This is a genomic window from Ruegeria sp. SAZD011, assembly GCF_059612545.1.
In genome coordinates this window covers 34,195-47,616 of sequence record NZ_JBXWQU010000023.1, presented here as the reverse complement: position 1 = coordinate 47,616, position 13,422 = coordinate 34,195, and the positions used below count along the sequence as shown (strand labels likewise).

General features: G+C 64.4%; 15 protein-coding genes and 2 tRNA genes. 9 read left to right on the top strand and 8 right to left on the bottom strand.

Annotated elements, in window-relative coordinates:
- Complete coding sequence (locus AC2FLM_RS11910; RefSeq protein ID WP_234136763.1) at positions 1–1,062, top strand: methyltetrahydrofolate cobalamin methyltransferase; 1,062 nt, start codon at positions 1–3, stop codon at positions 1,060–1,062.
- A 137-nt stretch (positions 1,063–1,199) separates the two neighbouring features.
- Positions 1,200–2,027, top strand: coding sequence for a polyphosphate kinase 2 family protein (locus AC2FLM_RS11905; protein ID WP_496858140.1), 828 nt, complete (start codon positions 1,200–1,202; stop codon positions 2,025–2,027).
- 10 nt (positions 2,028–2,037) lie between these two features.
- Here the strand turns inward: AC2FLM_RS11905 and AC2FLM_RS11900 are convergent, their stop codons facing one another.
- Positions 2,038–2,517 carry a MarR family winged helix-turn-helix transcriptional regulator gene (locus AC2FLM_RS11900; RefSeq protein WP_496858138.1) on the bottom strand — a complete coding sequence of 160 codons (480 nt, stop codon included), beginning with the start codon at positions 2,515–2,517 and terminating at the stop codon, positions 2,038–2,040.
- A gap of 204 nt (positions 2,518–2,721) precedes the next feature.
- Between AC2FLM_RS11900 and AC2FLM_RS11895 the strand changes: the two genes are divergently transcribed.
- On the top strand, positions 2,722–3,252 hold the full coding sequence (locus tag AC2FLM_RS11895) for a GNAT family N-acetyltransferase (protein WP_234220130.1): 531 nt from the start codon (positions 2,722–2,724) through the stop codon (positions 3,250–3,252).
- A 159-nt stretch (positions 3,253–3,411) separates the two neighbouring features.
- On the opposite strand, the gene AC2FLM_RS11890 is transcribed toward AC2FLM_RS11895, so the two are convergent.
- Positions 3,412–3,486, bottom strand: a tRNA-Asn gene (locus AC2FLM_RS11890).
- Between the two features lie 78 nt (positions 3,487–3,564).
- On the bottom strand, positions 3,565–4,482 hold the full coding sequence (locus AC2FLM_RS11885) for an MBL fold metallo-hydrolase (RefSeq protein ID WP_496858135.1): 918 nt from the start codon (positions 4,480–4,482) through the stop codon (positions 3,565–3,567).
- Positions 4,483–4,523: 41 nt separating this feature from the next.
- On the opposite strand from AC2FLM_RS11885, the gene AC2FLM_RS11880 reads away from it, so the two are divergent.
- Entirely contained in the window at positions 4,524–5,849 is a 1,326-nt protein-coding gene (locus tag AC2FLM_RS11880) for an ATP-binding protein (protein ID WP_496858133.1), read from the top strand.
- A 20-nt stretch (positions 5,850–5,869) separates the two neighbouring features.
- Here AC2FLM_RS11880 and AC2FLM_RS11875 read toward each other — a convergent pair.
- Positions 5,870–5,945, bottom strand: a tRNA-Ile gene (locus tag AC2FLM_RS11875).
- Between the two features lie 106 nt (positions 5,946–6,051).
- On the opposite strand from AC2FLM_RS11875, the gene purM reads away from it, so the two are divergent.
- The 3 genes from purM (at position 6,052) to rnd (ending at position 8,969) form a co-directional block, all read left to right on the top strand.
- Positions 6,052–7,098: a phosphoribosylformylglycinamidine cyclo-ligase gene (gene purM, locus AC2FLM_RS11870; RefSeq protein WP_496858131.1), complete on the top strand. Its 1,047-nt coding sequence runs from the start codon at positions 6,052–6,054 to the stop codon at positions 7,096–7,098.
- Complete coding sequence (gene purN / locus AC2FLM_RS11865) at positions 7,095–7,691, top strand: phosphoribosylglycinamide formyltransferase (RefSeq protein ID WP_496858129.1); 597 nt, start codon at positions 7,095–7,097, stop codon at positions 7,689–7,691. The genes purM and purN overlap by 4 nt, the downstream gene beginning before the upstream one ends.
- A gap of 120 nt (positions 7,692–7,811) precedes the next feature.
- Positions 7,812–8,969: a ribonuclease D gene (gene rnd / locus AC2FLM_RS11860; protein WP_496858127.1), complete on the top strand. Its 1,158-nt coding sequence runs from the start codon at positions 7,812–7,814 to the stop codon at positions 8,967–8,969.
- Between the two features lie 60 nt (positions 8,970–9,029).
- On the opposite strand, the gene AC2FLM_RS11855 is transcribed toward rnd, so the two are convergent.
- The gene (locus tag AC2FLM_RS11855) at positions 9,030–9,554 is read right to left on the bottom strand and encodes a hypothetical protein (RefSeq protein WP_234136829.1); all 525 of its coding nucleotides are present in this window, start codon (positions 9,552–9,554) and stop codon (positions 9,030–9,032) included.
- A gap of 145 nt (positions 9,555–9,699) precedes the next feature.
- Here AC2FLM_RS11855 and AC2FLM_RS11850 point away from each other — a divergent pair, with 145 nt between their 5' ends.
- Positions 9,700–10,110, top strand: coding sequence for a SufE family protein (locus tag AC2FLM_RS11850; protein WP_496858125.1), 411 nt, complete (start codon positions 9,700–9,702; stop codon positions 10,108–10,110).
- Positions 10,111–10,116: 6 nt separating this feature from the next.
- On the opposite strand, the gene AC2FLM_RS11845 is transcribed toward AC2FLM_RS11850, so the two are convergent.
- Positions 10,117–10,827 (bottom strand): helix-turn-helix transcriptional regulator, encoded by a 711-nt coding sequence (locus AC2FLM_RS11845; RefSeq protein ID WP_496858123.1) that lies wholly within the window; start codon positions 10,825–10,827, stop codon positions 10,117–10,119.
- 94 nt (positions 10,828–10,921) lie between these two features.
- On the opposite strand from AC2FLM_RS11845, the gene AC2FLM_RS11840 reads away from it, so the two are divergent.
- The gene (locus tag AC2FLM_RS11840; RefSeq protein WP_496858121.1) at positions 10,922–11,551 is read left to right on the top strand and encodes a glutathione S-transferase family protein; all 630 of its coding nucleotides are present in this window, start codon (positions 10,922–10,924) and stop codon (positions 11,549–11,551) included.
- 17 nt (positions 11,552–11,568) lie between these two features.
- On the opposite strand, the gene AC2FLM_RS11835 is transcribed toward AC2FLM_RS11840, so the two are convergent.
- Together AC2FLM_RS11835 and AC2FLM_RS11830 are read right to left on the bottom strand one after the other, a co-directional pair.
- Positions 11,569–12,234 carry a DUF1638 domain-containing protein gene (locus tag AC2FLM_RS11835; RefSeq protein WP_496858119.1) on the bottom strand — a complete coding sequence of 222 codons (666 nt, stop codon included), beginning with the start codon at positions 12,232–12,234 and terminating at the stop codon, positions 11,569–11,571.
- An 82-nt stretch (positions 12,235–12,316) separates the two neighbouring features.
- Entirely contained in the window at positions 12,317–13,357 is a 1,041-nt protein-coding gene (locus AC2FLM_RS11830; RefSeq protein ID WP_496858117.1) for a Hint domain-containing protein, read from the bottom strand.
- Positions 13,358–13,422 lie beyond the last annotated feature (65 nt).

The following is a 13,422-nucleotide window of genomic DNA, read 5'->3' as shown; positions in this document are numbered from 1 at the left end:
ATGACCCGCACCATCGTTGAAAGCAAAACAAAAACCGCGATCATCGGCTTTGACCAGCCGTTCTGCGTGATCGGCGAGCGGATCAACCCCACGGGCCGCAAGAAACTGGCCGCCGAGCTGGAAGCGGGCGATTTCTCGACCGTGGAAAAGGACGCCATCGCCCAGGTTGCGGCCGGGGCCACCGTTCTCGATATCAACGCGGGTGTTGTCTACAACTCCAACCCCAACCCCAACGAGACCGAACCGCCGCTGATGCGCAAGATCGTCGAACTGGTGCAGGGGCTGGTCGACGTGCCGCTGTGCATCGACAGTTCGGTGCCCGGTGCGCTCGAGGCCGGGCTGGCGGCGGCCGAGGGTCGTCCGCTGCTGAACTCGGTCACCGGTGAAGAGGAACGGCTGGAGCAGATCCTGCCGCTGGTCAAGAAATACAACGTGCCCGTGGTGGCGATCTCGAACGACGATACCGGCATTTCCGAAGACCCGGACGTGCGCTTTGCCGTCGCCAAGAAGATCGTGCAGCGCGCCGCCGATTTCGGCATCCCGGCCCATGACATCGTGGTCGACCCGCTGGTGATGCCGATCGGCGCCATGGCAACCGCCGGCCAGCAGGTCTTTGCCCTGGTGCGTCGCCTGCGCGAGGAACTGGGCGTGAACACCACATGCGGTGCCTCCAACATCTCGTTCGGCCTGCCCAACCGGCATGGCATCAACAACGCCTTCCTGCCGATGGCAATGGGTGCGGGCATGACCAGCGCGATCATGAACCCGGTGGCGCTGCCGGTGACGCAAAAGGCCATTGCTGAAAAGCGCGAGGCCGTCGCCGCCGCCGGCATCATCCTGCCCGAGGGCATGGATGACGAGACCTTTGTGACCATGTTCGGTCTGGGCTCGACCCTGCCGCGCGCGGGCAAGGAAATGGAGGCCATTCGCGCCGCCAACCTGCTGACCAATAACGACCCTCACGGCGCCGAATGGATCCGCTCCAACAAAGCGCCCGCGGCCGAGGGGGACGAAGGCCGGGGCCGGGGTGGCCGCGCCGGAGGCCGTCGCCGCCGCGCCTGAGCGCCTTCCAGATAACAGCCGAAAGGCCGGGCCGGTTGCCCGGCCTTTTGCATTCTGGCCAACGGGGTTGATTTTTGCGGCGTCAGACCAAAGACTGATCCCCGGAACACGCGCGCCGATCCCTGCAAAGGTTGGATATGGCACCTGAAAAGACCCTGACTCTCGCCGACGCGGACCTGAGCCTGTCGCTGTCGAAGCGAAAGTATCTGTCCCGCTTGCAAGAGCAGCAGTTGCTGCTGTCCCGCATCCAGCAGGCCTATCTGTTTCATGGGCACAAGGCGGTTCTGGTGTTCGAGGGTTGGGATGCGGCGGGCAAGGGCGGTGCCATTCGCCGGATCAGCCAGGCTCTCGACCCGCGCAGTTTCAAGGTCTGGCCGATCGGGGCGCCCCGCAACTATTACCTCAACCGCCACTACCTGTTGCGTTTTTTCGAGCGCCTGCCGCCCGAGGGCGCCATCAGCGCCTTTGACCGCAGCTGGTATGGCCGCGTTCTTGTCGAACGGATCGAGGGGCTGACGCCCGAACACCGATGGCGCGCGGCCTATCGTGAGATCAACGAGTTCGAACGAATGCTGATCGACGATGGCACCCGGATCGTGAAACTGTTCTTTCACGTCTCGGCTGACGAGCAGATGCGCCGGTTCGAGGAGCGTCTGCGCAATCCGCTCAAGCGCTGGAAACTGACATACGAGGATTTCCGCAACCGCGCCCGCTGGACCGAGACCGAAGAGGCGGTGAACGAGATGTTCGCCCGCACCTCGACCGCGCGCGCCCCCTGGACGCTGATCCCCGCCAACAACAAGAAATATGCCCGTGTCGCAGCGCTCAGGGCGGTGACGGCGACGCTGGCGCAGGGGGTGGACCTGAACCCGCAGCACCTGGACCGCCGCACCATCGAGGCGGCCGATCAGCATCTGAACGTGGAACAGGACCTGATCGACAGCCTGCGCGCCCGGACCGAGTGAGGGCAGGAGCTCAGGGCGCGGTGCGCCCGATTTCACCGCTGTCGAGCACCGGGGCCACATCCATGTCCTCGGCATCCAGCATCGCGGCAACCCGCTCCAGCGCCGCCACCAGCATTGCCTGTTCCCAGTCCTGCATCGCCAGGAACCGGCTGACATAGCGCTGTTGCAGCGGGTCGGGTGCGGTCGCCAGCGTTTGCTGTCCAAGATTGGTGATCAGGATGTCGGTCTGGCGTCGGTCGGATTGCGACTTTTCACGCTGTACCATGCCTCGGGCAACCAGCTTGTCTACCAGCACGGTGACAGTGGCCTGGCTGACGCGCATCCGGTTCGAAATGGCGGTGGCGGTGCTCTGGCCGGTTTCGCCCACCACTTGCAACACCCGCAGTTGCACCGCCGTCAATCCGGCCGATTGCGCCAGCTCGCGCCCGAACATGTCGGTGGCGCGCAGGATGCGGCGCAAGGCGATCAGGCTGCTGTCGATCCGGTTCATGAGGACTCCAGGCGCAATTCAGCCAGAATGGCAATTTCACCAGAGGATGACAAGCGGAGGGTATCGAATATCCAACGATAAACTAAGTTTGTACTGCAGCCTCATAGGTGGAAATTGTGACATAAGCGCGCAATTATGGGTGAGATTTGAATTGTGCGGATCTGTATGATACTTAGTTAATCGAAGCTTTTAGAGGAGTCACTAATGAAGCATTCCCTGGACCTGTTCGAGCAACCCATTCCCGTGCTGCGCGCACCCGTGCAGCAGGATGGAGCGGCCGTTGCCGCCCTGGCCCATTGCGACAAGCAGGAACTGGTGGGAACGCTTCTGGGCGATCTGGCAGGGTGCGATGATTTCGTCGAAACCTCGGTCGTGGCCGAGCTTGACGGCGAGGTTGCCGGCGCGGTGCTGGCCTATATCCTGCCTTATGATCCGCAGACGCTGTTTGTCTGGCAGGTCAACGTGGCAGAGAACGAAGAGGGCAAGGGGTTGGCATCGCTGATGTTGGGGCAATTGCTGCGGCGCGAAGCCTGTGTCGGGGTGACCCGTGTGCAGACGGCGATTCCGGCCAGCGACGAGATATCATGGGCGTTGTTCCGGCGCTTTGCCGGTTGGCAGCGGACGCGCATGCGAATCGAACCTTATGTGACGCAGGCCCTGTCTCCGTTCCGGCGCAACGAAGCCGAAAACCTGATCACCATTGACCTCACCGAACCACTTGGCCAGGTCGCCTGATCGCCTGTGTCTTGTCCGCCCTATTAAGGCTGCTTAACGCTGCGCTGCGAACGCAACGGGGCGTCTTGCTGCAGGCGTCCCAGTGCTATGCCGGGCACGCAGGGCGATGGAAGCCTTCAGGTGAGAAAGTTCCCATAAATATCTGATTTATGGGAGTTTTGGCTCCGGCGGTAGGGATCGAACCTACGACCAATTGATTAACAGTCAACTGCTCTACCGCTGAGCTACGCCGGAACGGTGCGGGCCGTATAGCAATCCCGATTCACCGCGTCCAGAGGGGGGAGAGAAAATTCGTCGAATTTTCTCGGGCGTTCAGGAACGACGGTGAAACCGGGCCGACACGGCCAGCTTTGCCTCGGGCGCAACCCGGTCGCGACCGGTCAGATCGACCAGGTGGGCGAACACGTTTCGTGTGGCGGCGGGCAGCAGCGCAGCGGGCGTTTCTGTGTAGATGCGCCGGGCCAGCGCCTCGGCGGTGGCGGAACCGTCGGCCAACGCCGCAAGGATCGCGCCTTCGCGCCCGAGGCGGTGACTGATCAGCCAGTCGAGCCGCGCTCCTGGCTCGGTCACGGCGGCACCATGGCCCGGATGGAACAGCCGCCAATCGCGGGCGCGCAGGTCGCGGCAGGCGGTCATGAAATCGGTCAGGTCGCCATCGGGGGGCGAGACCAGCGAACTGGCCCAGCCCATCACGTGATCGGCGGTAAAACACACATCCTGCCAGGCCAGCGCGATATGGTTGCCCAGATGCCCCGGTGTGTGGATCACCTCCAGTTGCCAGCCATCGCCCTCGATTCGCGCTCCATCGGCGACCGTGTGATCGGGCAGAAATCCGGTGTCGATACCCTCGCCACCCCCCGCCAGCCCCTGTGCGGCCAGATCGCGCATCACCGCGCTGCGCCCGGCCTCGGGCCCGCCAAAGGCCAGAACCGGCGCGCCGGTGCGCTCGGCCAGCGGACGGGCCAGCGGCGAGTGGTCCAGATGCGTATGGGTCACGACGATATGGCTTATGCTCTCGCCCGGGCCAAGCGCGGCCAGAATCGCCTCCAGATGCGCCTCGCTCAGCGGGCCGGGGTCGATCACCGCCAGCTCTCTTGTGCCCACCAGATAGGTATTGGTGCCGCGATAGGTCATCGGCGAGGGGTTAGGCGCCACGATCCGCCGTATCCCGGGCTCCAGCTCGATGGGGGTGCCGATGGGCGGGTCGAAATCGTCGGGCGGCTGGGTCATCTGTCTCTTTTTCTCGCTCTGGCACCGGGGTAGGTTTAGCCATGACATTCCGCTGGCTCAAACACTATATGCCGCGCAGCCTCTATGCCCGCGCGGCGATCATCATCGTCGTACCGGTGATCGCGGTGCAGATCGTGGTTTCTGTCGTGTTTCTGCAACGGCATCTGGAGGATGTGACCACCCAGATGACGCTGACCGCCGTGCGCGAGATCGAACTGATCATGCGCCAGGTCGCCGGCACCGAAACCCAGGCCCAGGTTCAGGTGCGGCTGCGGCCGGCTCTCGACGCCTTGCAGGTCAGTCTGCGATTCGTGAATGACGGCGACGTGCCCTCAGACGATCTGCGACCCTGGTATGATTATACCGGCCGACAGGTTGAACACGTTCTGCGCAGCAGGGTACAGGATGTGATCGCGGTGGAACTGCCCGATACCCGGGTGGTGCGGCTCTATCTGGGCAGCGCGCTGGGTCCGGTCGAGCTCATCTTCGACCGCCGCCGCATGTCGCCCGCCGCGCCGCACCAGCTGATCGTGACGATGGTCGCCTTTGGTCTGTTGATGACCGTGATTGCCTTTCTCTACATGCGCAACCAGCTCAGGCCGGTCAAACGGCTGGCCGATGCGGCGCAGGCTTTTGGCCGGGGACATACGGTTCCCTATTACCCCTCGGGCGCCATCGAGGTACGGGCAGCCGGCAGCGCCTTTCTGGACATGCGCGCGCGGATCGAACGGCAGATCGAACAGCGCACCCTGATGCTCTCAGGGGTCAGCCATGATCTGCGCACACCGCTGACCCGGTTGAAACTGGGACTGGCGATGATCGACGAAGAGGATGCCGCGCCCATGTTGCAGGACGTGGCCGAGATGCAGCAGATGCTGGACGCGTTCCTCGATTTTTCGCGTGGAGTGTCTGAAAGCACACCCGAAAAGGTCGATCCGGTCGCCTTGCTGAAGCAGGTGGTGGAGGATGCGCGTCGCGCCGACCGCAATGTCGCGCTGGTGGCCTGCGAGGTGCCCGAGGGCGATACCGTCACCCTGCGGCCCACAGCGATCCGGCGCGCGGTCGAGAATCTGATTGCCAACGCGGTTCGCTATGGAACCAGGGTCGAGGTCAGTCTGGCGGTCACGCCAAAGTTCCTGCGCATCCGGGTCGAGGATGACGGTCCCGGTATTCCCGCCGACAAGCGCGCCGAGGCGGTGAAACCGTTCCAGCGGCTGGATGCGTCGCGCAACCAGAACCAGGGCGGCGGCGTGGGCCTGGGCCTTGCCATCGTTGCCGATATTGCCCGCGCCCATGGCGGCGCGCTCCGGCTGGGCGACAGTGAACGGTTGGGGGGGCTCTGCGCCGATATCGTGATCGGACGCTGACCGGACGAATGCGGAGAATGTGGTAGGCCCGGCAGGATTTGAACCCGCAACCAAAGCGTTATGAGCGCTCTGCTCTAACCGTTGAGCTACAGGCCCGCCATGGGCCATGCCTAACACGATCCGCACCCGCGTCAAGCCTGACCGTTGCATGCAAGGGCGCAATGCACTAACTCCGCGCGCAAGCAATCGTGAGGATGAACCGATGACAGCGGGCAAGAACGGTATGACCTATGCCGAGGCGGGTGTGGATATCGACGCGGGCAACGCCCTGGTCGACCGGATCAAGCCGGCCGCCAAGCGCACCAACCGCCCCGGCGTGGCCAGCGGGCTGGGTGGCTTTGGTGCGCTCTTCGACCTCAAGGCGGCGGGGTATCAGGATCCGGTCCTGGTGGCCGCGACCGATGGGGTCGGAACCAAGCTGCGCATCGCGATCGACACCGGGCTGGTCGACGGGGTCGGCATCGACCTGGTTGCCATGTGCGTCAACGATCTGGTTTGCCAAGGCGCCGAACCCTTGTTTTTCCTCGATTATTTCGCGACTGGCAAGCTTGAAACCGACACTGCCGCCCGCATCATCGAAGGCATTGCCGAGGGCTGCGTTCAGTCCGGCTGCGCCCTGATCGGCGGCGAAACGGCGGAAATGCCCGGCATGTATCCGGCAGGCGATTTCGATCTGGCGGGCTTTGCCGTCGGCGCGATGGAGCGCGGCACCGCGCTCCCCGAAGGCGTGGCAGAGGGTGACGTGCTGCTGGGTCTCGCCTCGAACGGGGTGCATTCCAACGGCTATTCGCTGGTGCGCAAACTGGTGGAAATCTCGGGCAATAGCTGGGAATCGGATTGCCCCTTTGGCCCCGGCAAGCTGGGTGAGGCGCTGCTGGCGCCGACCCGGCTTTATGTGACCCAGGTTCTGTCGGCAATCCGCGCCGGTGGCGTACATGCGCTGGCCCATATCACCGGCGGTGGCCTGACCGAGAACCTGCCGCGCGTCCTGCCCGAGGGCATGGGTGCCAACATCGACCTCGACACATGGGAACTGCCGCCCGTGTTCCGCTGGATGGCCGAAACCGGCGGCATCGCCGAGGGTGAAATGCTCAAGACGTTCAACTGCGGTATCGGCATGATCGTGGTCTGTGCCGCCGACCGGGCCGAGGCGCTGACCGAGTTGCTGAGGGCCGAGGGCGAAACTGTCGCCCGCATCGGCACTGTCACCACCACGCCCGGCATTGCCTACACGGGCAAGCTGCTGTGAGCCCAAAGCGCGTCGCGATCCTGATCTCGGGCGGCGGGTCGAACATGGTCACGCTGGTCGACAGCATGACCGGCGACCACCCGGCGCGGCCCTGTCTGGTGCTGTCCAATGACGCAAACGCGGGCGGGCTGGCCAAGGCCGCCGCGCGCGGCGTGGCCACCGCAGTGGCCGATCACCGCCCCTATGGCAAGGACCGCGCCGCGTTCGAGGCCGAACTGATCAAGCCGATCCTCGACGCGGGGGCCGATATAGTCTGCCTTGCCGGGTTCATGCGGGTGCTGACCGCCGGTTTCACCGACCGCTTTCAGGGTCGGATGCTGAACATTCACCCCTCGCTGTTGCCCAAGTACAAGGGGCTGCATACCCATGCCCGTGCGCTGGCCGCGGGTGAAACCGAACATGGCTGCACGGTGCACGAGGTGACGTCCGAGCTGGATGACGGCCCGATCCTGGGTCAGGCCCGTGTCTCGATCGAACCGGGCGACACGCCGGAAACGCTTGCCGCCCGTGTGCTGACCTGGGAACACAAACTCTATCCCGCGGTCCTGCGCCGCTTTGCCGGTGGCGACCGCCGCCCTGTCTGGCTGCCCTGACGCAGGGACGGGCGCGCCATAGGGGGTTTGCAGAGCAGGGGTGTTGGCCCTAAGGTGAGCGAAACCGACCCGTTCCGGGGGCACGGTCGGAGCCAAGGAAAAGAACAAGATAAAAACCGTATGAAGACCCTGACAACCACTCAAGAACTGGCCGCGTTCTGTACGGCGGCCGCCAGCCAACCTTATGTGACCGTCGATACCGAGTTTCTTCGGGAACGGACCTATTACTCGAAACTCTGCCTGATCCAGCTGGCCTATCCCGGTGACGGCGACGACTGCGCCGTTCTGGTCGATCCGCTGGCCGAGGGGCTGGAGCTGGAACCGCTTTACACGCTGTTCCGCGATACCTCGGTGGTCAAGGTGTTCCATGCCGCCCGGCAGGATCTCGAGATTTTCTGGGTGGATGCGGGAGTGTTTCCCGAACCGCTGTTCGACACCCAGGTCGCGGCCATGGTCTGTGGCTTTGGCGAGCAGGTCGGATACGAAACGCTGGTACGCAAGATCTGCCGGCAGGGGCTGGACAAGACCTCGCGCTTTACCGACTGGTCGCGCCGTCCGCTGACCGATGCGCAGAAGACCTATGCCCTGGCCGATGTCACCCATCTGCGCCAGATCTATGAACATCTGGCCGCTGATCTGGCCAAGACCGGGCGCAGCCACTGGGTTGCCGAGGAATTGCGCACGCTGACCGACCCGGCAACCTATGACATTCGCCCCGAAGAGGCCTGGCGCCGCATCAAGACCCGCACCAACTCGGGCAAGTTCCTCGCGGTGGTGCGCGAACTGGCGCAGTTCCGCGAAAGCTATGCCCAGGACAACAACGTGCCACGCAACCGGGTGTTCAAGGATGACGCGCTGATCGAGCTGGCCTCGACCAAGCCGCGCACCCATGCCGATTTGGGGGGCTCGCGGCTCTTGTTGCGCGAGGCACGCAAGGGGGCGATCGCCGACGGTATTCTGGCGGCCGTGGGGCGCGGGATCGACTGCCCGCCCGAGCGGATGCCCAAGGTGAAGAACGGGCGCGAGAACCTGCAGGTGAACCCGGCGCTGGCCGATCTGTTGCGGGTGCTGCTGAAGGCCAAGACCGAGAATGTGGGCGTTGCCGCCAAGCTGATCGCCAACAGCGCCGAGCTGGACCTGATTGCGGCCGGCGAACGCGACGTGCCGTCGCTGACCGGTTGGCGGCTGGAAGTGTTCGGCGCCGATGCGTTGCGGCTGTGCGAGGGTGAGATCGCGCTGGCCGCCAAGGGTCAGAATGTCGAGGTGGTGTCGCTGTAACGCCAGCGTCGCCCGCCCTTATCCGAACAAAGGCTCTGCCCGAGACGCCGCCGCCGGGCCTTAGCGGCGCCGGGTTTCCAGAGCACCTTCCTTCGCCTCGACCCGGATCACCTTGATCCCGGCCAGATCCTGACGGGACACGCTGACCGCTTCGCGGATGGTGCGGGTCTGGACCGGACCCTGTGGTGTCGCGTCCTCGGGATAGACCACACGGAACGCATAGGCGAGGATGCCGGCCTCGGTATTCTCGGGCGTCACGATCGGGCGCAGTTCGGTATTGAACGCGCCCTGGCGATTGGCAACGCCGACGACCGAAATGATGGCCCCCGTGGTGGTGGGCTCGACTTTCAGCTCGGTCACCTGTGTGATCAGGATGCTGCGGTCCTTGGGGTCGGGGCGCGCAAAGAGCCCCTTGCCGGAACTGTTGGGGATCAGCGGGTTGACGTCCTCGGACGCGGCAGCCTCGACCGGTGCCGGGGTCGAGGGGCCGAACCAGTTCGACGGATTGACCCGCGAGTCGCGCCAGCCGCCACAGGCCGTCAGCACCGATCCGGCGGTCACGAGAGCAATCAGTGGTTTCAGCATGGGGTGCCCCGCAAGTCCTTGGTGTTTTCCTGTCTATCGGTTAGCGCATCGCGGCACGCTTGAAAAGCCATGGCAGGTCTGGACAGCGGGTCGGACGGGGCTTAGGTCACTGCTGACCCGCATATGACCTGAGCAGGAGCGAGACATGGCCAGCCCCGCCTTTGAGGAGATTGTCGAGGATTTCGAGTTTCTCGACGATTGGGAAGACCGCTATCGCCATGTGATCGAGCAGGGCAAGGCGATGGACCCGCTGGACGAGGCGCTGAAAGTGCCTGCCACGCGGGTGCATGGCTGTGCCAGCCAGGTTTGGCTGCATCCGGTGATCGAGGATGGCGTGTTCCGCTTTGACGGGGACAGCGATGCGATGATCGTACGCGGGCTGATCGCGGTCTTGCGCGCGCTCTATAACGGGGTGCCGGTGACCGAGGTGGCGCGGATCGATGCGCGCGCCGAGCTGGCCCGGCTGGGGTTGAACGACCATCTGTCGGCGCAGCGCTCGAACGGGCTGCGATCCATGATCGAGCGGATTCGCGAAACGGCTGCCGCCGCCGCGTAATCCGCGTCACGCAAGGTCGGCCAGGCAGGCTTGATCCCGTAGGCGGAGTTTTTCGAGAAAGTTCCGCAACAGCGTCACCCGGCGCGGGCGAAAGCTTTCGCCTGTCCGTTGATAGCCTTCGATACGCGTGACGTGAAAGCTGCGAAAATCCTGTCGCTTGCAGCACCAGGCCAGCAGCATCACGCTGCGGTCGTGATAGGACAGCGCAAGCGGATAGATGCGGCGCCGGGTCCGGTCCTGTTTCAGGTCGCGATAACCGATGTCCAGCGCCTCTTCAGCCCACATCGCCTCGCGCAGCAGGGTCATGTCGATGGTGGGTGTCGCGGGGGTGATCAGGCGTTGCACCAAGTTGACCGCGTGCATGGCCTGACGTTGCTGGCGTTCGGGCAGGGTGGCCAGGATCTTGACCAGCGCGTCGCTCGCGGCCTGTGCCAGGTCGCTGTCTCCGCGCTGGGTCACGTCGGCAAGCCCCAGTGTCAGTGCCTCGATCTCGATCTGGGTAAAGGTCTGCGGCGGCAGGGCCGGGTCCTCGACCATGGAATAGCCAAGCCCCGCCGCGCCCTCGATCCGGGCGCCCGCTGCCCGCAGACTGTCAATGTCGCGATAGATCGTCCGCTCGGACACCTCCATCGCGGCGGCAAGCCGCGCGGCGGTCACCGGCGGGCGCAATCCCCGGATCAGGTGCAGCAGTCGGAACAGGCGGTCGGTCTTGGGCATGGCAGAGTATGGCCGGAAACATCCTGACAGGAACTGGCAAGAGGGTACGGGCACATGGGGGCATCATCAACCCGACATGTGAAAGGTCAGAAACATGCCAACGCTCTACTACTCGCCAAATACCCGTGCCTCGCGCGTGATCGCACAGCTGATGCTGATGGGAAAACTGGATCAGGTCGAGGTGGTCACTGTCGAGGTTCCGCGCTTTGACGGCAGCGGGCGGCGCGACCCGCGCAATCCCCACCCCGAGGGCAAGGTTCCCTTTCTGGTCACCGATGACGGTGAAGAGGTGCGCGAAAGCGCGGCCATCATGATGTATCTGGACGAACTGTTCGGCCAGCCCCTGAGCCCCGCTATCGGCGCGCCGGGGCGCGGCGCTTACCTGAGCTGGATGGCCTATTCGGGCGGGGTGCTGGAGCCGGTTCTGGTGGCCGCGTTTTCCGGGCTGGATCACCCGGCGCTGACCGAGACCTTTCGCGGCATGGATGAGGTCTGCGCCGTGCTGGAGAGGGGGGTGAAAGATCGGCCGTTCCTGCTGGGCGACACGGTGAGTGTCGCGGATATCCTGCTGGCCTCGCCCTTTCAGTGGGCGCCGCACCTGATGCCCGACACTCCGGCGATCAAGGCCTGGGTCGAGCGCGTCGGCAACAGCCTGGATGGCGCGGCAATCGCCGCCTATGAGGCCCGTGCCATGGCAGGTCTGGCTACGTTGAAAGAGGCCTGAGCAAGGAGCGCGCGGCGCTAGTCGCCGCGCGCGTTACCGTCCGCCCAGCCGGCGAGCGTGGTTTCCAGATCACCATAGCCGGTGAAACGACGCTCGAAGGCGAGGCCCAGCCGTTCGGCACAGGCACGCGCCTTTTCTGTCAAGGCCGGATCGTCGGTCTGGGCCTGGTACACCAGCTTGGTGTAATTGCCGAACATCATCGGGATCAGCTCGGGGTGGCGGTCGAACCCCATCGGTTTCCAGACAAAGGCATCGAATTGCCGGACCAGGAAATCGGTCAGGTAAAAGGCGGTGATCTCGTCCTGCGAGACCTCGGCGAAGCGCGCGTTGCCTTCGAAGAAGGAATAGCAATGCGGACCCTTGACCATCTCGACCCCAAGCCGCGCGCAAGCGGCCTCGAGCAGGCCACCGGTGCCGCAATCGGCATAGACGACGAAGATATGCTGATAGGTGCCGCGGTGGCGCGCCACTGCTTCCTCGACAGCCGCGGTGATCCGTTCGGGATAGACATGCAGGATGGCGGGCAGGCAGGTCAGATCCATATGGGTCCAGCCGTTGCGGTCGCGCAGGTCCAGAATCTCGCGCGCCAGGGCGCCGCAGGCAATGAGCAGCACCCGCGCCCCGCCGGTGGTCAGGCTCAGGCCGCTGCGGGTCAGCTGGGCGTCATCTGGGGCGGTGGTCATATCGGGCGCCTTTACCGGTTGTGGTGGCGGCAGAATGCCCGGCGCCGTCGCGGAAAGGCAAGTGCGGCTGCGACAGGTCGTGTCAGGCTACCGACAACAGCGCCTCGTGCTGGCGGATGGCGGGCCGTGCCAGCGGGCCATAGCTGGCAAGGCCCATCGCCGCCAGTTCCGGGAACAGCGTCAGGATTTCATCGCGCGCTGCCTTTTCCAGGCCGGACCAGCCCATCTGGCCGGGATGAAAGCTTTCGGTCGCGCAGCCTTCGGCCCAGATGATTTCATGCCGGTCGAACAGCAGGTGGATATAGGTGACCTCGCCCCCCGGCGCGACAAGGATGTCGCGCGCATTGACCAGATGCTTGGCGGTGACAAGCGCCTGGGCATGGCCGGTGATCAGCTCGGCCCGCCAGCCTTCGATCAGCATCCGGTGCTGCGGTGACACGATCAGGTCGCGGCGATTGTCCAGCGCCCCGGCGCGGATCAGGATCGGAGCCAGCGCACCGGTGGCGCGCACGGTGGTATGTCCGATCCAGCGCAGCGGCTGATCGCCATGGTCGAGTGTGCGGATCAGGTCACCGGGCCTTAGCTCTTCGATCAGGCGCGGACCCTGGGCGGTATCGATGATGGTGCCGGGAGTGAAGCAGGTCACCAGCTGCCAGTCCTGCCGATTTGCGGTCAGACCGGAATAATTGGCGCCTCCGCCGGTGACGGCATCAAGTGTGATCGACTCGATGATTCCCGCCTCGAGCGCGGTCTGGTCGGCATTCGCGTTGAATTCCGGCACCAGATAGGTGTTGCCGTTCACATCCTGTGCCAGCACTGCGGTGATGGTCGCTGTGCTGCCATCGGTATAGGTGATGGTGGCATCGTAAACGGCAGTGCCGTCAAAGGTTTGCGCCGGGCCGCCGTCGATCGAGAACTGCTCGGCCGGATTGTTGTCCATGTCAAAGAAGCTGCCGGGATTCCCTACCGCGCTCCAGGTCACGGCGCTGTCCACCAGCGGATTGGCAACGCTGCCAAAGGTCAGGCCCACCAGCGCCCCGGCGTTTTCGGCAGAGTTGTTGCCTTCGAACGTGTCGATATCGGCCAGATTGCCGAGAAACAGCGCGGTAAAGGTCGTTGGCATTGGGCACCTGTCAGCAGCTTTGGGGCACTGACGAAAATTAGGCTGTGATGGTGGCCAAAGTCAGG

What these genes read in the sequence shown, in the direction of transcription:
- rnd (WP_496858127.1), top strand. Translation starts at nt 7,812, where the DNA reads ATGAAGACCCTGACAACCACTCAAGAACTGGCCGCGTTCTGTACGGCG.
- AC2FLM_RS11840 (WP_496858121.1), top strand. Translation starts at nt 10,922, where the DNA reads ATGCCAACGCTCTACTACTCGCCAAATACCCGTGCCTCGCGCGTGATC.
- AC2FLM_RS11855 (WP_234136829.1), bottom strand. Translation starts at nt 9,554, where the DNA reads ATGCTGAAACCACTGATTGCTCTCGTGACCGCCGGATCGGTGCTGACG.
- purM (WP_496858131.1), top strand. Translation starts at nt 6,052, where the DNA reads ATGACAGCGGGCAAGAACGGTATGACCTATGCCGAGGCGGGTGTGGAT.
- AC2FLM_RS11905 (WP_496858140.1), top strand. Translation starts at nt 1,200, where the DNA reads ATGGCACCTGAAAAGACCCTGACTCTCGCCGACGCGGACCTGAGCCTG.
- AC2FLM_RS11850 (WP_496858125.1), top strand. Translation starts at nt 9,700, where the DNA reads ATGGCCAGCCCCGCCTTTGAGGAGATTGTCGAGGATTTCGAGTTTCTC.
- AC2FLM_RS11885 (WP_496858135.1), bottom strand. Translation starts at nt 4,482, where the DNA reads ATGACCCAGCCGCCCGACGATTTCGACCCGCCCATCGGCACCCCCATC.
- AC2FLM_RS11880 (WP_496858133.1), top strand. Translation starts at nt 4,524, where the DNA reads ATGACATTCCGCTGGCTCAAACACTATATGCCGCGCAGCCTCTATGCC.
- AC2FLM_RS11845 (WP_496858123.1), bottom strand. Translation starts at nt 10,827, where the DNA reads ATGCCCAAGACCGACCGCCTGTTCCGACTGCTGCACCTGATCCGGGGA.
- AC2FLM_RS11830 (WP_496858117.1), bottom strand. Translation starts at nt 13,357, where the DNA reads ATGCCAACGACCTTTACCGCGCTGTTTCTCGGCAATCTGGCCGATATC.
- AC2FLM_RS11910 (WP_234136763.1), top strand. Translation starts at nt 1, where the DNA reads ATGACCCGCACCATCGTTGAAAGCAAAACAAAAACCGCGATCATCGGC.
- AC2FLM_RS11895 (WP_234220130.1), top strand. Translation starts at nt 2,722, where the DNA reads ATGAAGCATTCCCTGGACCTGTTCGAGCAACCCATTCCCGTGCTGCGC.
- AC2FLM_RS11900 (WP_496858138.1), bottom strand. Translation starts at nt 2,517, where the DNA reads ATGAACCGGATCGACAGCAGCCTGATCGCCTTGCGCCGCATCCTGCGC.
- AC2FLM_RS11835 (WP_496858119.1), bottom strand. Translation starts at nt 12,234, where the DNA reads ATGACCACCGCCCCAGATGACGCCCAGCTGACCCGCAGCGGCCTGAGC.